Below are 18,597 nucleotides of genomic sequence, written 5' to 3'. Positions count from 1 at the left end.
TGTTTTTTCGACTCGTGGCCAGCTAAATAATCGCGAACAGCCCGTACCTTCTTTTCAATCGTAAATTTCGTCATAGAAAAACTGCACCTCCATTGTTAGTTGTGTCTAACAATTTCGGTGCAGTTCACGAAGCGGATGCTTTTTTAATATAGCCTAGTTCTTCTTTTTCGCTTGGCCATTGTTTGTTACGACTGTATAGTTTCCAAACTCATTGACGCTAAGCGTAAACGTATCTCCGTTCAACTCGCCTTGAATGATTTTCCATTTGCCTTTGGCATCTTCTCGTGCACCAAACTGGACTTTGACGTCACTGTTTGTATCAAATGCCAATTTCACATTTGAAGTGAACTTGACTGGAATTTCATTGCCTTCAGCGTTTGTGATGGCGATGTGGATTTGGTCTGTTAATGCAGGACGTTTATCCACTGTTTCCGCGTCTTCTACTGCGAACGACAAGCTGAATTCTGTTCCGGCTGCATCAGCGATTTGCTGTAAGTTCTCTGTAGAAAGTCTCAAATCTGCAGTCGGCAAATCGATCAACAGGTCTTTTCCACTTTCCAACAGTTCTTCTACTGTACCTTCAGAAAACTTGATATCAAGCGTGCCTTCTTCATCAAATTCACCAGCTACGATAACGGCTGTTTCACCTGTCATATCCGGGTCCGCTTCCTGCTCGCCAGGAACGGCTGGATCTGCAAAAGTGATTTGTGCAAGCAATGGATCATGATCAGATGCTCGGCCGTGTTGTTCCATGAACATCGCATTGATGTGAACCATATCAAGTTCTGTTTTAGCTGCCAAGTTGTTTGTCACCAACAAGTGATCAAGAACTTGTGAATTGCCCTGGTAGTAATAAGAAAAGCGGTCTTCAACCGGCACATCTTCGACTTTGTTTGTCAATATGCCGCCTTCCAACGCTTTAAGAGCTGGCGTGAATTCAAAGTCGTTCATATCGCCTGCAACGATGACATTTAAGTCAGGGTTTTGTGCAAGTCCTTCTTCAATAAAGCCATTGATCGCTTCTGCAAGTTCGATGCGCTCTTCCACAGAGCCAAGGAATGGCGGCTGATTTTGGCCAAATAATCCTTGATCTCCCCCTTTAGAGTTTAAGTGGGCGCCGATTACGACAACTTGCTCGCCTTGGAATTCAAATTGTGCTGCTACCGGCTTTCGGGTGTTCGGCATCGAAATCGGCTGCACGCGTCCTGGGTTGAGCGATAATTCGCCATCTACCCATTCCACATTTTGTGTGGCTGTCCCTTTTGTGCCTTCAGAAAGAGCAACGCGTTCCGGATTGTACAAGAAGCCGACACGGATGTTCCCGCCTGGCTCTCCGCCATCCTGGTTGTATTCAGGTGCAATATCGGTCCATTTGTATGTCGGGCCGCCTGCTGCTTTGATATCTTCGATCAAGCGTTCATAGCTTGCAGTTGCATCCGTATTGCCTGAAGCGATCGGGCCATCGCCATCTTGAACTTCTACAAGTGTGATGATGTCCGGCGAGTTCAGGTCATTTACGAATGATTCGGCGATGCGCTGCGCTTTTTCGTCTGTTGTATGGCTTGGATCTGCAGAGAAGTTCTCGACATTATATGAAGCGACTGTCAATTTGTCTTCTGCGTTTTCAATCCAGGTTTCTTCCGGTGTTGTTCCACCGTCAACTATTGCTGGAAGTTCGCTTTCGTTCGTCCAAATCTGGTAGTTGCCGAAGCCATAGCCCAGGACGCCTACTGGCGCTTCAGCGAATGTGTCGCCTGCTTTCGCTATTACATTTTCTCCAGTTGTTACAGTGATGCGTTCTGGGTTGTAGTCATCTTCAGAAATAAGGATACCGCCCAGTTTGTGGAAATCGTTGTTTGTTGCGTTTTTCGATACGACGAACACTTCGCCGTAATCCTGCGGTCCGACAATTTGTGCATCAGCTACGCCGACACGCATAAGTTCTAGGGATTCCCAGAAATCAACGCCGTCTTTTTCAGGATTGAATAGAGTCAGCCCATCGTCGTCGATGTTTTGAGTCGGCGGGAAGACATCTTCACCGATCATCAATGGTTCTGGAAGTTCGGCCGTGCCATTTTTCACGACGTTTGTTGAGCGGATGCGCGTAAGCGGCAGGTCGTTGTCTTTCATGTCCGAATAGCCTTTATAGAACCATTCTTCCACAGTACCGGCAACTGTTACCACGTCACCGACCTTGTACGAACTGCTTGCACCTGATTGGTTGACGATGATGGCTTCAGAAGTCGTCCAGTCGCCGTCATCGTTCGGGTCTTGTATTACGAAGTTTGCGCCGTTATAGAAATGAGTGATGACGCCTGTGATTTCATTGACCACTGCGCCTTCGTAATCCGTATAATGTTTTTTGCCTTGAATATCACGGATTTTCAAGTCCGCTGTTTTTAGGACTGTGTATTCAAATGTGAATACTTCCGATGTTTCAGCGCCGATTGCGATGGCGTTGATCGCCGTGTCTTCGTCCAATGTGATTGGGGCTGTGTAAAGTGTGCTTTGGGCTGTCGGCGTTGAGCCGTCAAGCGTGTAATAAATTGCTGCATTCTCCCAGCCTGATTGCAGGCTGATTGCCGTTCCTTGAGAAACGACTCCAGGGAAAACATCTACGTTGACTGCTGGCTTGTTGACCAGGTCAAAGCTTTCAATGCCAAGCGTTTTCACTTGGTATGTGTCGTTGAATTTAGAAGAGATTCCTGTTACATTAACCAAATCGCCTTCTTTGTATTGCTGCAAGAAGCGCTCGTACGTCAATCCGGTTCGGTTATCATTGCGGATCACGACGGTTTCGCCGTTCTCGGCAGTTGCCGTGAATTCGAATGTGCCATAGTCGTTCACTGCTTGGAGGCCGGTGATCGTGACATTCTTAAGTTCAATCCGTTCGCTTTGCGTTTCTTCATTGACGCCAGCAGGAGTGATGGTTTGCACCGCTGGAAGGTCGTTGTTTGAAGAAATTACTTCTATTGTATTCGGCTGGAATTGCAATTCACCCGAATACTCGGACACTGAACCTGCCAGGCGGACATTGTCGCCAGGCGATACAGCAGCATTTGATGTGTATACATAAATTCCGGCAGTCTCGTCCTGGATGTAGAACGCGCTGCCTCCCCAGAAACCAGTCCCGGTTGTAACGGTCCCTTCAACTTGAATCAATTCACCAGGCATTGTCCGTGCTGCAGCAAGTGTGTCGACTGCTGTCGGCTCAGGCGGAGCTTCGCCTTCTGAAAGGATTGTGTATGAAGTTGGTGCTGTAAGTCCAGGAACTGAAAAATATGCTTTCAAAGTGCCGGTAATTGTAATTTCCGCTTTGAAGTTTGCCGGGTTGTCGACAAGGTTTAATCCAGTGCGTAGTGAACCTGATGGCAATTGAACCGTCAAAATCTTAGTAGGGTCAGTTTCATCAGGAGAATCAGCTAACGCTAGATTCGTCGCGCTTGTAAACGGTGCTTCCTGATCATAATTACCTCCACTAATGACAGTTCCCACAATATACCCTTTCACTGTCGCTGAACCAGTATTGTTTGCAATCGCATCCGCTACCGTAATCGGCTCTGCGGCATTAGCTGTTGCCGTAAACGGCAGTACTGCTGACAAAAACAAGATGAAGCTCAAAAAAATCTTACTCAATACTTTTTTTGACAAGCTTATTCACTCCCTGGAATAATTTATTAACACAAAATCATTATACAGGAAGCATTAGAGTATTTTGTTAAAATAGTGTAACTTTTTAAACTTTTTTGCTATATATATGTATTTTCATGGAAATCTTTTTCCAGTCAATGCTTTTAAACTTAGTATTATTTAGATTTGCTCTCCTATATAAAATAAGCAAATAATATTGATCGAAGAAGTTCCTAGCCCACTCTAGAATTTCTGATTTTCGCCAAAAGAACCCTGCTGGCATTTTGCCTGCAGGGTTCTGATTCCTCAACTCGCACTCCAAATTGACTCTGCCCATTCCGGATGATCAATGAATGGGTTGCGGTTTCCTTGGATATCTTCAATTTTTTCATTGCGCTGTTGTTCCCATTCACTGACAGGATCTTGCTCATGCCACTCAAGCAAGACAGAAAGCTTCCCGTGGTAAGGTGCCGAACCGTTGTTCAATTGCTCATTCAATTCCAGATCCACCGGGTCTTCCGCTTCGTAGCGGACAGCCATATAAAATAGCATGCGCGCCACGTCGCCTTTTACTTCATTCGGCGGTTCCCATGAACTTGAAGTGCGCAAACAGCCATCGCATCCTGCGACTGCGGCTCCGCCATAGTCAAAATCCAGATTGCCACGTAAGCCGTTCACTTGGACATCCGTCGGACGCAAATGGTGGATGTCTGTCCCTGCGCCTCTAGCAGTCCCAAAACCGCCGTGTGATTTCGCCCATGTGTGTTCCCGGTTCCAGTCACCCACATTGCCGCCGTTCAGATTTTTGGAACGCGATTCTCCGCTATAGAGCAAAACCACGTTGTTCGGGTTGTTCGGGTCTTCGTCCGTCACTTTCAGTGCATCCCACACTTGCGAATAACTAAGCTCGGTATGTCCGTCAATGATTTCGTGCAACTCCGCTTTCAGTTGGCCGCCTTCCAACCCATAAGCCGTATCGTAGTAGTTAGCCGTCTCAACTTCAGTAGTGACAGTTACCGTAAATGACTGTGTTACACTTTGATTGCCATCGGAAGCTGTGACTCCCATAATATGGGAGCCCTCTTCTAAATCCAGGGCCAGCATATTGCCTGTAACCGTTCCTTTAGTAGCAGTAAATACTAAAGCCTGGTCTTCAGGATCCGAGAAATATTCCGTTAAATCATATTGCAGTGTCTCTCCCTCATTCAGTTGTTCATTAGCAAAAGCTTTTGCTGCTACCGGGGCTTTGTTCTCTTTCGGCAAATGGGGCGATGCTATCGGCTGTCCAGCCGAATTGTAGAAGTTGATGATTTCATAGTCCGCTCCGTCAATAAACTCGATTTTCTGGATGTTTTCAGCTCCCCTGATTTCCGAAACGTTCTTTCCATCTACAACCACATGCGCCGCTTCAGTTCCTTTAAAATCAAAAATCGAATTTTGTCGGGCAGGACTTAATACCACTTTGACATCTTTAAATCCCGCTCCATGAAATTCCGCGTATTGCCCTTTCATGTAGATGCCATCTGGGATGGATGCATCTCCATCAAGCGTCAGTGAAACGCTTGGCTGGCCAATAGTTAATTTTTTCTTTTTCAAGTTTTCATAGCGGAGCTGTTTTTTCGGTTCCATCGGCTCCAATTCCGGTTCTGGAACAGGCGTATTGCTATAGCCATTCATCGTATGGCTTCCCAAATGTTCGAATGTATTGGCAGGATAGGCGATCCATTCCAATGAAGGCTCGAATGCATCGTCCACTATGCTGTCGCCTGCTTGAATATCGGCATTCCGAACCAGCGTAACATCTTTTGTATTTTCCATGCGCACGCCCACTTGGCCGATCGAGTCAATCGGCGTTCCTGCTTTTTTCAGGACCACTGCGTCATCCCCGTTAAAATTGATAACACTGTTATTTTGCAATTGCCCTTTGCTCTTTATTGCCGCATCTGCATCGCCATGAAAAATGACCACGGTCTCACCGCTCGCAACTGTACCCGAAAGATCCATTTCACTTTGCACGGCCGTACTGCCATTGGCATACAAGGCCACTGAATAAGAACTTAAATCGATAGAAGCCCCTGTTCCGTTATAAATTTCGATTGCTTTGTTCAAACTGCTGCCTTCAATATATTCAGAAATAAAAAGATCACTTGCTGCTGCGGCTTGAACGGATGTCTTAGAAACCGGCAGCCATAGACTTGCGGCTAACCCCACAGACAGCAAAACTTTTACTGGTTTGTTCCATTTATTTTTGCTCATTTCTTTTGTTCCTCCCTTTTATAGACTAGTGGCTCTGGCATGTTCTAAAACTTGGCTCGTACACTTTTAATTCCGCTTCATTGAATTAGAAGTGTTATTTTTTAACTTTTAATTTTAATGATTTACAATTTTTAGTATTTACTCGTTATACTTTACTGAACGATTCTTCCCCCGTCAACGCTTCGTGGAAATCCTTACATAAAATTAATATAAAGCAGGTATTCAGCCACAATGAAAAAAGCAGGCCTTAAGAGCAGCCTGCTTTCTTTCAGTTTTATGCAATTCTTGTTCAGACAGAAGTTTGTAAAAAAATCATTTTTCAGTTGAACTGGAAGCTATATTTTAGCAAACACGGTTTTGGACGGAGCGGCCTTCTAAGCAAGCGGAAATAGCGGAAGCGTTCATTTCCATCATTGCCAGGCGTGTTTGGACGGTGGCGCTGCCAATATGCGGAAGAACGGTAACGTTCGGCAAAGTCAGCAATGGATGATCTGTCGGCACCGGTTCTTGTTCAAAAACATCCAGGCCAGCTCCCCAGATTTTTTTGGCTTTTAATGCTTCGAACAAAGCCGCTTCTTCAACGACGCCTCCGCGAGCCACATTGATCAAGATCGCAGTTTCTTTCATCAATGACAATTCCCTTTCACCAATCATCCCTCTTGTTTCGTTTGTCAACGGCGTTAAAAGGACAACAAAATCTGAAGTTTGAAGAAGTTCGTCTAAAGCTGCATATTTAACGTCTTCCAAACTTTTGCGTGTCCGGTTATGATATAGCACATTCATCCCAAATCCTTGGCCACGTCTTGCAACCGCTTCTCCTATCCGGCCCATGCCAATGATTCCGAGCGTCGCCCCTCCAACGTTTTGACCAGTCATTCCCATCGGTGTCCAAGATTTCCACTCGCCAGAACGGACAGTTTTATCGGCTTCGACAATACGCCGGGCCGCCGCAAGCAAAAGCGCAAACGTCAAGTCGGCGGTCGTTTCCGTTAAAACCTCCGGTGTATTCGTTACCATTACTCCATGATCATGGGCCGCTTCCAAATCGATGTTGTTATGGCCGACAGCAAGATTCGAGATAATTTTTAAATTTGGCGCAGCTTCAAATACAGGCCGGTCAATGTTATCAGAAAGCATGGACCAAAGTGCGTGTGCTTCTTTTACTTGCTTCAGTATCTCTTCACGCGGTGCAGCGGATTGGTCGTCGTGCCACATACGCACCTCGTATGAATCCCGCAGTTTGGCAACTGCTTGTTCCGGCAGCTTCTGCGTTATGTAAATGATTGGCTTCATGTTATCCCTCCATACTTTATTATCTAACAATTGTATCAATATAAAAAACTGCAGGCAATTGCCTGCAGTTTTCTGTTTTCAATTTGTCCGTGTTCTGATTTTCTTGAAATAATACCAAACAGCCGCGAGCGTTGCTAAAACGATCAACGCGTATACGACGTTTGAGTAAATATCCAACTGTTCCAGGATTTTCTCCCGGTTGTCGCCAACCGCTTCACCGACAAAAACCAATACTGTATTCCATATAATAGTCCCCAGTGTTGTAAAGAGCAGGAATTGCCAAAACTTCATATTCGACATCCCCGCAGGAATGGAAATCAAGCTTCGCACGAGCGGAATCAGCCTTCCGAAAAAGACCGTCCAAATGCCGAAGCGGTCAAACCAAGAATCAGCCCGCCGTATATCTTCGTGCTTTACTTTCAGCAAGTTGCCATACTTGTCGATAATTTTTTCAAGCCGCTCTACGTCCAGCAACAAACCAGCGCCATATAGCACAACCGCCCCGATTACCGAACCTGCAGTCGATGCAGCGATAACGCCCGGAATTGTCATTGTTGTAGTTGTCGTCATAAAGCCGCCTACCGTTAAAATAAGTTCCGACGGAATCGGAGGGAAGATATTTTCCAACATTATAAGAAAGAAAATACCTATATAACCGTAATCCGACATTACTGATGTAATCCACTGTTCCATTTGTCCGCTCCCTTTACGTTTGCTCTTTGAATTTCATTTTTATTGACCATAGTTCTGAACGGCTGCCAATCCGTATAGGCGGTCCCCAAAACCCGAAGCCGGAAGATACGAGAAAATGAGATTTCCCTATTTTCCGATGGCCGTAATCCAACTCAAATACTTTCTTCGTTATAAAACGATTGGGCCACATTTGCCCTTTATGAGTATGGCCAGACACCTGCAAATCCACGCCTAGCCTAGTTGGTACATCTAATCTTGGCGGTGTGTGGTCCATGACAATCCATGGCAGGCCACTTTTCGGTTTTAAGATTTCGAGAAGCGGCCGGTCACGGAATGTCCGGTCTTCTCTTCCCGTAAGATAGAAACGATTTTCGACCAAAATGGTTTCATCCCGCAATATATGGACGCCCGACTTTTCCATCAGCTGTACAAGCAAGGGTATTTTTTTGCCGTAATAATCATGGTTGCCGAGTATGCCATAAACGCCGAGGTTCGCTTTGAGCTGGCCCATAACATCCGCCATTCCATAACGGCCGTACCAAATCGGATCATCATCGACCAAATCGCCTGCCAGAAGAACTACATCCGGATTCAAGCTATTGCTTTTATTGACAAAACGCTGCAGATGATTTTTTCCTGAAAGGACGCCCAGGTGAAAATCCGATGCCAAGACAATATGCAACGGGTCCGCTTCCGGGGCATCTACGGTGATTTCAAGTTCTCGCACAACCGGATTATATGCCAAAAATGAGCCCACAATAAAAATAAGCAGGAAGACGCCGGCCATAACTGAACCGACAATCAAAGCCGGCTGCTCTGAAGGCACAAACAAACTGGCAATGTCCGCTAACGGAAGAAGAAGAACAGCATATTCAAAAAAGGCGAACCAATATGCCCCTAAAACTGAAAACAAGAGCCATTGATGTCCTAGCCTCCCAATCAAGTAACTGAAAGCCCATAGAAACCATAACACTGCAAAAAGCCAAGGATTCAGCCCGGGCAGTAAACTGTGCAGCCATAGGTACACATTCCAGCCAATAAAGGCAACAAGGCTCATGTAAATAAATAAAGTGCCAATACTGGCCGTAATTATTCTCATCGCTAAATCCCCTCTTCATAATATAGAAGACATTATACCATTCTGAGTCCAAAACAATACTTCCTACTTCCATCTACGCCTCAAGTCTTAGTAAAAGATGCAGTCAGGGACCGTGTTGCAGAATCTTTTACGCTGATAAGATTAGCTTATAAATCGAGAGGAGGAAATACCTTGAACAAATTTTGGTTGATCACGTTTGGCATCATCGCCGGAATCGTCGCACTGTCTCACATTGGGCCAATGATCGGATTGGCAGTCTCAGGTTTAATCATCTACATGGGCGTCCACTTTTATCTTCAAAGTATGTCAACAGCAAAGAAAGTTTGGTGGGCTTTCGTCGGGATCATCGGTGCAATTTCGGCAATCTCCAACGCTCCGGCACTTATCGGTGTAGCGGCAATCGCAGCTCTTTGGATGATTTACCGCCAGTGGAACAACAAGCCTGCAACTAGTTTTACTGAAACAAACGATCCATTCACGAACTTTGAAAGAGAATGGAGCAAACTTTCAAAACAGGAGGAATACAAATGACAACATTATGGGAACGTTTTAAATTCGCATTTGCAACGGATATGGACAAAGTACTGGCGAAACGGGAAGAAAAAAATCCGATCGCCTTATTGAATCAGTATATTACAGAAGCTGAAAAACAAACAGAAACAACTGGCAAATGGCTTGAACGACAAGCTCAGTTGACAGCCAAATTGGAAAAAGAACTAGCAGAAGCTACAAAAATGCTGGACAAACGCACGTCTCAATTAGACCTTGCCAACGCTTCCGGCGAAAGTGATTTGGCTAACTTTGCTGAAATGGAAGTTGCCGCTTATTCAAACCGAGTGGCAGAACTGAAAACAAGCATTAACGAAAACTTGGCCGAACTAACGCAGTTGGAACAGCGCTACGAAGAAATGAAACACAAAGTGAAAGATATGAAAGTTAAACAGCTTCAATTGATGGGCAAAGAAAATGCCACGCGCGCGCATTATCAAATGGACAAAGTGTTGAGCCCAGAGCTTGTGGCGGAACGCATCGGATCATATGACGATATGGCTTCCTATATCAAAAAACTTGGTACTAAAGTGGAAGATGAATACGAACGTTCTGCTATGGAACGCCGGTTGGAAACTTTAGAAAAAAACAGCGCAAAGCAACAGGAAATTGGTTAAACTGAAGTGAGAAGAAGAAAAACTTCTTCTCACTTTTCTGCTACAAAGAAGGAGGCGAAAACAGCCATGCAAAGTTTTTCAACTAACAAACAAGCGTTTTTCCTGCTCAGCGCTTTGCTTCTTGTATTCGTGGAATCTGCCTTTTTTGGCAATGGCAGCGTGTTTTTGGTTCTTCTTGGTATCGGATTGATTTATTATGGGCTCAAGAAAACCAGAAAAACCCGAAAGTCCTTCCTGTGGACCGGGTTTATCTTGATCGGCATTTCTATCCTTTCAATGTGGAGCTTGCGCGCATTTATCCTTGTAGTGGCTCTCTACTTATTGGTCCGCCTATGGAAGGGCGAAGAATGGCAACAGGAAGTGCCTATCCGAAAAACCATTGACAACGGATTGATCAAAAATAAATTTTTGTCCGCTCAAAGCACGCCGATTGAAGCTTATGAATGGAAAGACATTCATGTGCAAGGATTTTTCGGTGATTTGCTGATCGATGCTACGCAAACAGTCTTGCCGAAAAAAACTTCATTGGTTTCCATTCGGCAAGGTTTTGGAAAAGTGCGCGTTATCGTCCCTTATGAAGTGCCGGTCCGCGTATATTATTCAACGCTTCTTGGCGAAGCTTGCTTTTTCAAAAATGAAAAACAGCGCCTCTGGTACAGTACTGTTCATGCAGAAGATGGCTACATCGAAGCGGCAGACAGCAAAACAGAAATGATTGTTTCCGTTACAACTTGGATGGGTGATGTTGAGGTGATTCGCCGATGAGACAAATCCTGCCCCGCAGCTTAGTCTTCGTAGGTTTATTTGCCGTTGTTATTTTCGGCATTTTACTCGTTCTTTTAGGCATGCCTACTGTCCAGACATGGTCGATACTTTGGGAAGATTTTGTCGCTGGACTGCCTTTTGGTTTGTGGCTGCTGGTCATTATGCTTGTTCTTGCGAGCGGCATTTCCTGGTGGTCAGAATCTCTGTCCCGCTCTAAAGTGAAAGAAATTGACGCCATTTTCCAAGCCCTCTTGAGGAATGAAGATCAGACAGTCATTAGATCCGCCCATATGAAAACCTTGCCGAATAACATATCCACCTCTATTTTGAAATTGCAAAAATTGCTGGAATCCCAGCGTAAAAGCTTAGCCCGCATTTCAAATGAACGGGCAGAAACGCAAGATAAAATTATTCAGGAACGGCTGGTTATGGAGCGCCAGCGGCTCGCACGGGAATTGCATGACTCAGTCTCCCAGCAATTATTTGCCGCTTCTATGCTATTGTCTTCAATGACTGAAAGCGGAGAGACGTCTCCCCGGCTAGCACAAGCGGAGAAGATTGTGCAGCAAGCCCAGCTTGAAATGCGTGCCCTTCTCCTCCATTTGCGTCCTGCCGCGCTTCATGATAAGACGCTGCGCCAAGGTTTGTTTGAACTTGTGGCTGAATTAAAGGAAAAAGTGAACTTTACAATCGAGCATAAATTGGAGGACATGCCGCTGCAAAAAGGCGCTGAAGATCATTTGTTCCGGATTGCACAGGAAACGCTGTCGAATACACTGCGCCATTCAAAAGCGACCGAAGTCCACATCCTATTCGTTGAACGGGATGGCTTTGCCATTTTACGCATCCAAGACAACGGAATCGGTTTTGAAAGCGAACAATCCAAATCCACCTCATATGGCTTGAAGCATATCGAAGAGCGCGCCATTGAAATCGGTGCCACCAGCAAAATTGTTTCCGTACCTTCGGAAGGAACGATTGTTGAAGTGAAAGTCCCCATCGAAAGGAAGGTTAGCCATGATACGAATCTTATTAGTCGATGACCATGAGATGGTGCGCATCGGCGTCTCTGCTTATTTGCAGGCACAGCAAGATATGGAAGTGGTCGGTGAAGCGGCAAACGGCAAGGAAGCCGTAGATATGGCACTCGATTTACGTCCCGATGTCATCTTGATGGATATGGTCATGCCCGTCATGAACGGTGCTGAAGCGACAGAAATCATTATATCCAAATGGCCTGAAGCGAAAATCATGATTGTCACCAGCTTTTTGGACGACGACAAAGTTTATCCGGCTCTAAAAGCCGGTGCGGTCAGTTACATATTGAAAACATCCAAAGCCTCCCGCATCGCTGAATCGATTCGCGAGACGATGAACGGCACGCCGGTCCTTGAACCTGAAGTGATGAGTAAAATGATGAAGCAAATGCGCCACAGCCATGTACCTCATGAAGACTTGACAGAGCGGGAAATGGAGATTTTGCTGCTGATGGCCAGCGGCTACTCGAACCAGGAAATCGCCGATGAACTTTTCATTGCTTTAAAAACCGTTAAAACGCATGTCAGCAACTTACTGGCGAAACTTGAAGTCCATGACCGCACGCAGGCGGTAATTTACGCATTCCAGCATAAACTGGTTTCCCCTCCACAATAATACTCTTTCTTTAAGACCATCAGATCTCCTGATGGTTTTTTAAATATCCCGCCTGGCAAATAAAATATAAAATAAGTTATTTAAAATTTCTGACACATAATTTAAACTAAAAATACTTAAGAGTCTATAACAGGACAAAGGAGCTGGAATAATGATTAGTAAACTTGGCCAAGTTATGTTGTACGTGAACAATCAAGAGGAAGCGGTGGAGTTCTGGACAGATAAACTAGGATTTACTGTATTAGCAGATGAAACTGCCCATGGGTTGAGATGGATCGAAGTTGCTCCATCAGCAGGTGCTGGAACGAGCATCATTCTACATAACAAAGAGGCAGTAGCTGAAATGTCACCTGGCTTGAATCTCGAAACCCCTTCCCTAATGTTTTTCACGGAGGATATTGAGCAGTTGCATCAGGATTTGTCCAGCAAAAATATCACTGTTGGAGAAATCGTGGATATGCCTACAGGCAAAGTGTTCAACTTTGCTGATGGTGAGGAAAATTATTTTGCAGTGTCGGAAAGAGCATAATAAAAAGGGCTGTCAAGAGTTTCTCGACAGCCCTTTTTATTATGACGTAATCTTAACAACCGACCTCTTCTAAATACTATTGATTGCCACCGTTACTTTAAACAAATCCCCATCCACTTCTATTCTCATGGATCCGCCGTGAAGTTCAACAATTGACTGCGCAATGGCAAGCCCTAATCCTGAACCTTCTGTCTGCCGCGAAACATCCCCTCGTTTAAAGCGCTCAAACAATTCGTCCGTGTTTTCCCCGAGCTCATAGCGAGTAACATTCTTAATGACAAATTCTGTTTGGCCATTTACTTCATTCAAAGAAACGTAAACCCTAGTGCCGGGCAATGCGTATTTTATGGCATTGATAATCAGATTATCGAGCACCCGCCACCATTTTTGGCCATCTGCTTGGATAAAGACAGCATTCTGTGGTGCGCTGATCCGGAAATCAAGGCCCGACGCCGCAATGTCTTCCGCATGTTCCGCAAGTGCTTGCGTCATCAACTGCGTAAAATCGAGGCGGGTCCGTTGAAGATCCATATTGCCGCTCGCCATTTTTGACACTTCAAATAAATCTTCAATAAGTGTTTTCAAGCGCTGCGATTTTCGGTCGAGAATTTCCACATAGGACAAGCGTTCCTCATCAGATAAATCCGGCGCTTTCATCAAATCGGTATACGTGATGATTGACGTCAATGGTGTGCGAAGATCGTGGCTGACGTTGGTGATCAGCTCTGTCTTTAATCGTTCGCTCTTTGCCTGTTCAGACATCGATTGCCGTACTCCTTCTTTCAATAAGTTCAACTGGCGCGCATGGTTGGCCAAGGCCGATTTACCGCGGACGGGCAGCACTTCATTCAACCGGCCATTCGCAATATTTTCAGTGCCTTGCATTAAGACATTCAGATACCCAAAGCGGTTCAACAGGAAGAACAGAACCGGCAGACCGATAAAGAGCGTCGCTGGAATCCAGACAATTATCAAATCGGGAATAGTGAGCATCAGAGCCGTACCAGCCCCCCAGAAAAAGATGACAACCAGCAGAACTAGTGTCTGAAAGCCGATTGATTTGTTTAAAAAAGCTTGGTGAATAGTAGAAAAGCTCCGGAATGTAGGGCTTTGCTGCAATTCTTCTTTGAGCGATCGTTCATTTTTATAATAAGCCATAAACCATATCAATTGTAAAACAGTAGAGCCGATCAATAACAAGGAAGTGCTGAAATGCATGAACATCCGTATTAAGTTGTGCTCCATACTGCTAACTGACCATGTATACTGAATGATCGAAAATAAGTCAGCAGATGCGCCTAATCCAAATATTAGAGTGAAGAAAATCAGTAAAAACCGAAATTCTATCATTAATCTTTTCCACTTTTGGTATAAGGAGATGCTAGTAAACCACTTTTTTTCATATCTTAACGTAGTAAAGAGCAGAATGATTCCCGCAATTGCCATGGCCACGAATACATAGAGAACGTTTTTGGCAAATTCAAATCGTTCTATTTCTCCTGCATACATTGAAGTAGCAAGCAAAGCTTTATCTATTTGAACCGTTCCTTCAAACCCTGCATTGGAATGCAGCACGTCTTCTGGCACAGCCATATCTAAACTATAGTAGCTACTATAAGACGAAATTAAAGGATTACCTGCAGTGTATGTTTGTTCAAAATAAGGATTTTCCTTGATTGTTCCTTTCGTGAACGTTTCGCCAGTTTCGATATTCTTTAGCCGGTACACATAGTAAGCCGACTCTTCTAAAAAGGAAGACTTTAAACTGCTAATTTGATTGGCCGCTTGTGCGAGTCCTGCTACGCGTTCTTCTCTTATCTTTTCCCGCACTACTTCGTCGTCAGCGAAGTTTTCGGTAATTGCTGCAAGCTTTCTATCGCGTTCTTCCACGAGTATTTTCTCAAGACCTTCATTGTTTGTGCTTTGTGCTTGTTCAATATCAGCAATATATTGATCTTGGATGTTTCTGAGTTGATCCGCAAGGGTTCCAAAACGGCTGCGGTATTCTTCAATATCATCAGCAGTTATTGGCCACTCCTTGTCTTTTGTTAATGGATCAAGCTCAAGTGCGATCAAATGATCTGTAAAGCTATTATAGTTGTGACTAAATTCTTCTGTTTCGACATACGATTTCCCAAAATGGTTTGATCCCATTTCCAATATGCTGAAAAATCCGATCAAAACCAATGATACAACCCCTAGCCATAACCATTTTTTCATTCTAAGCATCTCCTTGCGTCAGCGTACGAAGTGAAGCCAGCAGTTCGGATGCCGGCATAAAAAACAAAGTATCCCAAATAAACGAAAAGCAGTACAGCAGACTGAACAAGGCGATGATAACAGCAGCAATCGACCAAAGATCATTTTTCAATTTTGTAGCCAATGCCCCACACCACCTTTAAGTATCTTGGATTTTTCGGATCTGTCTCGATTTTTTCCCGTATCTTCCGGATATGTACAGCAACAATATTTTCAGCATTATAGGCGGGTTCGTTCCATACCCGTTCATAGATATCCCGTATGGAAAAAACACGCCCGGCATTTTCCATCAGGAGTTCAGTGATTTTAAACTCAATAGGCGTCAGTTTGACCGTTTCTCCGTGCAAACTGACTTCTTTTGATTCAGCATCCAATACAAGGCCGTCGATTTCCAGACGCTGGTTCTTCTCCTGATACGTCCCAAGTGTCACGTAGCGGCGGAGTTGCGATTTAACACGTGCCACCAGCTCCATTGGATGGAATGGCTTGGTCACGTAATCATCCGCCCCGACGGATAACCCGTGGATTTTGTCAGAATCCTCCGCCTTTGCGCTGAGCATGATGATCGGGATGTTGCGTTGTTCCCGGATTTTAAATGTTGCAGAAATGCCATCCAATTTCGGCATCATAATATCTAGAATAATGACATGCACTTCATTGGACTCCAGCTGTTCAATGGCTTCAAGGCCGTTCGAAGCTTTTAACACCCGATAGCCTTCGTTTTTCAAATAGATTTCTATGCCGTCCCGGATGTCTTGATCATCATCTGTCACTAGCACCGTAAATTGACTCATTGTACACACCTCTTTCATCTATGCCCTTATTGTATAAGTTAAATCTTAAGCAGAGCTTAGGAAAAATATGAAGAAATTCTTAAGAAACTGCTTTTCTTTTTCCAAGCGTCAAAACAATTATCCCCCCGAGCAATAGCGCAACTCCTGCCCAAGCAATTCCGCTCAATACTTCCCCTACAATAAAGACGCCCAATAATGAAGCCGTCAAGGGCTCAGCCAAAGCCAGCGTAACGGCAGATGAAGACGGAATTTGTTTTAGTCCGGTTGAAAACAGAATATAGGAAAGCCCTGTAGCAGCTAGCCCTAAATAGGCGATGACACTGATGTTTGCAGGAACCGCTAGGAATGATAAGTCCAAAAACAGCAAGAACGGCAAAAGGAAAAGCGCGCTGAGAGAAAATATTACAGCTACTGCCGGCACCGCTTCCATTGCTTTAAGCACCGTTTTGCTGACAGTGGCATATGCGGCAAATGACAAGCCTGCTCCAAGCGCTAATGCAATCCCCAATGAATCAACGGTTGCGGATTCTTTATTGGCAAACAGCAAGACACAGCCGACGATGGCGCATAACGTTGCAATCGTCCAAACACGGTTCGGCTTTCTTTTCATTACAAGCCATTCCAGAACCCCTGAAAAAACTGGCGCACTGCCAATAGCAACAACCGTCCCAACAGCAATTCCAGTCAACTGAACCGACGAAAAAAAGAACGGCTGAAACAACGCCATCGTTGCAGCAGACAGCCAAGCCGCCCGCCAAGGAATGGTCCGGACATCTAAATCTTTTGTCCATATGATAAAAGCCAAAAGTGAAAATCCCCCGATGCTTAAGCGAAGCGCGCCAAGTGCAAGTGAATGGGCAGATCCATCAATAAAAGTTTGGGCTGTGCCCGTCGTTCCCCATAGCATTGCCGCAAGCAAAACCCATATGTAAGGCAAAAAGTTCACGTGAATACACCTCTATACTTTCTGGTCTATGTATGACAACACTCTACCATGAAATGAATTGTTTGAGGCAGAGCTTTTCATCTATTATAATAAAAGAAAAAGAGGAGGCGATCATCATGTATATGACAGTCTCGGAAACTGCCGCTTTTTTGTCGATGCCTGAAGAACAAGTTACCCGTTACGTCCTTGAAGGCCGTATTCGCGCAGTTCACGATGGTGAACAGTACTTGATCAACACCTCTCAATTCGAAACCCACTTTCTGCAATTGGAACAAGTGAAGCAAGAACTTGAAGAATGGCGCAATACGCCTATTCCAGACGACATCGATATCAAAGACGAGGATTGAACAATTCTACTTCAAAGCAAAAAGCCCGTCAGCTGAACTAATTCAGCTGACGGGCTTTTTTAGCTTATTGGAAAATATTTACACCAATTAATTCAATTGATTTAGTTAGAGGTTTCCTGGGACTGCATGCTGCCTGTTCTTCACTAGCGCGCAGGCTGAGAAACGAATAATTGATGCAATTTTGTTTTGATATGCCCGCCCCATTTTTCGAATTCGACTAAGAAGCCGTCATGGCCAAAGTCAGTTTGGACAAGCTGTCCGGAAGCTTTCGGCAACTCATTCAACCAAGGAGCCATCAATTCTTGAGGATAAAGCAAATCATGGGTATAAGATAAGGAAAAAACTTCTGTTTCGATTTTTGCTTTTCGCACATCATGCGTGTTCATCGCTTTTAGGAGGGTTACATAGCTATTGGCATCAAAACGCTTAACCAGCTTTTTGCCTTGGTACGATAAATAAGACTCCACATCAAATTGTTTACCGTTATGCTCCCGCGCAAAGCGGCCATTGAACAACTGGCTGCTCCGGTATGTCACCATGCCAGCCATTCGCGCGATATGAAATCCATTGAGCCGGGCAGAATCATCGTAGTTTCCGCCATTGAATTCAGCGTCCCCTTCAATCGCTTGAATGCCGATGTGATTAAAAGCGATACCGTAATCGCCATAAGCCGGCGTTACGGCAAGCGGGAAAATGATGTCTACGAAATCCGGATACAGATGCCCCCACTCCAAAGTTTTCATGCCGCCAAGTGAACCGCCGATTACGGCAGCTAAATGAGAGATCCCTAGTAGTTTTAATGCCGCATACTCTGCCCGAACCATATCACGAATTGTTAAAAGCGGGAAAGAAGCGCGATAAGGCTCTCCAGTCTCCGGATTAATAGACTGGGGACCGGTCGATCCATTGGAGCCGCCTAATACGTTAAAGGTGATGACTTGAAACGAATTCGTGTCCACAGCTTTCCCAGGTCCGATCAATCCAGCCCACCACCCCGGCCTTTCCTTTGTTCCGACGCTGTATTGGTCTCCGGTCAATGCATGGCAGACAAGGATAGCCGGAGCTTCCTTGTTGCCCACACGCTCATAAGCAAGTGATATATCATGTAAGATTTGGTTTGACTCAAGAATAAGAGAGCCTATGGATACTGAAGCCATATAAATCCCT

Annotated in this window: 17 protein-coding genes and 1 pseudogene; 7 read left to right on the top strand and 11 right to left on the bottom strand. The window is 44.8% G+C overall.

The window, feature by feature from the left end:
* Positions 1-153: 153 nt before the first annotated feature.
* The 6 genes and pseudogenes from FQV28_RS00795 to FQV28_RS00770 form a co-directional block, all read right to left on the bottom strand.
* Positions 154-3,651, bottom strand: coding sequence for a DUF6359 domain-containing protein (locus FQV28_RS00795; protein WP_146493687.1), 3,498 nt, complete (start codon positions 3,649-3,651; stop codon positions 154-156).
* A gap of 285 nt (positions 3,652-3,936) precedes the next feature.
* Positions 3,937-4,734, bottom strand: coding sequence for an endonuclease I family protein (locus FQV28_RS00790; protein ID WP_146493700.1), 798 nt, complete (start codon positions 4,732-4,734; stop codon positions 3,937-3,939).
* A gap of 735 nt (positions 4,735-5,469) precedes the next feature.
* A pseudogene (locus FQV28_RS00785) lies at positions 5,470-5,886 on the bottom strand (lamin tail domain-containing protein); the annotation flags it as partial.
* Between the two features lie 342 nt (positions 5,887-6,228).
* The gene (locus tag FQV28_RS00780) at positions 6,229-7,179 is read right to left on the bottom strand and encodes a 2-hydroxyacid dehydrogenase (RefSeq protein WP_146493686.1); all 951 of its coding nucleotides are present in this window, start codon (positions 7,177-7,179) and stop codon (positions 6,229-6,231) included.
* 78 nt (positions 7,180-7,257) lie between these two features.
* Complete coding sequence (locus FQV28_RS00775) at positions 7,258-7,872, bottom strand: DedA family protein (protein ID WP_146493685.1); 615 nt, start codon at positions 7,870-7,872, stop codon at positions 7,258-7,260.
* A 13-nt stretch (positions 7,873-7,885) separates the two neighbouring features.
* Positions 7,886-8,971: a metallophosphoesterase gene (locus FQV28_RS00770; RefSeq protein WP_146493684.1), complete on the bottom strand. Its 1,086-nt coding sequence runs from the start codon at positions 8,969-8,971 to the stop codon at positions 7,886-7,888.
* 171 nt (positions 8,972-9,142) lie between these two features.
* Between FQV28_RS00770 and FQV28_RS00765 the strand changes: the two genes are divergently transcribed.
* The 6 genes from FQV28_RS00765 to FQV28_RS00740 all read left to right on the top strand — a co-directional run bounded on the left by FQV28_RS00765 (position 9,143) and on the right by FQV28_RS00740 (position 13,084).
* Positions 9,143-9,502: a lmo0954 family membrane protein gene (locus FQV28_RS00765; RefSeq protein WP_146493683.1), complete on the top strand. Its 360-nt coding sequence runs from the start codon at positions 9,143-9,145 to the stop codon at positions 9,500-9,502.
* Positions 9,499-10,137 carry a PspA/IM30 family protein gene (locus FQV28_RS00760; RefSeq protein WP_146493682.1) on the top strand — a complete coding sequence of 213 codons (639 nt, stop codon included), beginning with the start codon at positions 9,499-9,501 and terminating at the stop codon, positions 10,135-10,137. The genes FQV28_RS00765 and FQV28_RS00760 overlap by 4 nt, the downstream gene beginning before the upstream one ends.
* 66 nt (positions 10,138-10,203) lie before the next feature.
* A complete protein-coding gene (gene liaF / locus FQV28_RS00755) occupies positions 10,204-10,902 on the top strand; it encodes a cell wall-active antibiotics response protein LiaF (protein WP_146493681.1) in 699 nt (232 codons plus the stop codon).
* Positions 10,899-11,945, top strand: coding sequence for a sensor histidine kinase (locus FQV28_RS00750; RefSeq protein ID WP_146493680.1), 1,047 nt, complete (start codon positions 10,899-10,901; stop codon positions 11,943-11,945). The genes liaF and FQV28_RS00750 overlap by 4 nt, the downstream gene beginning before the upstream one ends.
* Entirely contained in the window at positions 11,920-12,555 is a 636-nt protein-coding gene (locus FQV28_RS00745; protein ID WP_146493679.1) for a response regulator transcription factor, read from the top strand. The genes FQV28_RS00750 and FQV28_RS00745 overlap by 26 nt, the downstream gene beginning before the upstream one ends.
* A 151-nt stretch (positions 12,556-12,706) precedes the next feature.
* Positions 12,707-13,084, top strand: coding sequence for a VOC family protein (locus FQV28_RS00740; RefSeq protein ID WP_146493678.1), 378 nt, complete (start codon positions 12,707-12,709; stop codon positions 13,082-13,084).
* A gap of 69 nt (positions 13,085-13,153) precedes the next feature.
* On the opposite strand, the gene FQV28_RS00735 is transcribed toward FQV28_RS00740, so the two are convergent.
* The 4 genes from FQV28_RS00735 to FQV28_RS00725 all read right to left on the bottom strand — a co-directional run bounded on the left by FQV28_RS00735 (position 13,154) and on the right by FQV28_RS00725 (position 17,083).
* Complete coding sequence (locus FQV28_RS00735) at positions 13,154-15,304, bottom strand: sensor histidine kinase (RefSeq protein WP_186763745.1); 2,151 nt, start codon at positions 15,302-15,304, stop codon at positions 13,154-13,156.
* 1 nt (position 15,305) lies between these two features.
* Positions 15,306-15,467, bottom strand: a complete 162-nt coding sequence (locus FQV28_RS19075) for a hypothetical protein (protein ID WP_186763744.1) — start codon at positions 15,465-15,467, stop codon at positions 15,306-15,308.
* Entirely contained in the window at positions 15,445-16,137 is a 693-nt protein-coding gene (locus FQV28_RS00730; protein ID WP_146493676.1) for a response regulator transcription factor, read from the bottom strand. The genes FQV28_RS19075 and FQV28_RS00730 overlap by 23 nt, the downstream gene beginning before the upstream one ends.
* A gap of 79 nt (positions 16,138-16,216) precedes the next feature.
* Complete coding sequence (locus FQV28_RS00725; protein WP_146493675.1) at positions 16,217-17,083, bottom strand: EamA family transporter; 867 nt, start codon at positions 17,081-17,083, stop codon at positions 16,217-16,219.
* A 116-nt stretch (positions 17,084-17,199) separates the two neighbouring features.
* Between FQV28_RS00725 and FQV28_RS00720 the strand changes: the two genes are divergently transcribed.
* On the top strand, positions 17,200-17,430 hold the full coding sequence (locus tag FQV28_RS00720) for an excisionase family DNA-binding protein (RefSeq protein WP_146493674.1): 231 nt from the start codon (positions 17,200-17,202) through the stop codon (positions 17,428-17,430).
* 143 nt (positions 17,431-17,573) lie between these two features.
* Here FQV28_RS00720 and metX read toward each other — a convergent pair whose 3' ends face one another.
* Complete coding sequence (metX, locus tag FQV28_RS00715) at positions 17,574-18,587, bottom strand: homoserine O-acetyltransferase MetX (protein WP_146493673.1); 1,014 nt, start codon at positions 18,585-18,587, stop codon at positions 17,574-17,576.
* Between the last annotated feature and the right edge of the window lie 10 nt (positions 18,588-18,597).

The sequence above is a fragment of the Planomicrobium sp. CPCC 101079 genome (assembly GCF_007859275.1).
In the GTDB taxonomy this organism is placed as follows: Bacteria; Bacillota; Bacilli; order Bacillales_A; family Planococcaceae; genus Planococcus.
This window is presented reverse-complemented; position numbering and strand designations above follow the sequence as displayed.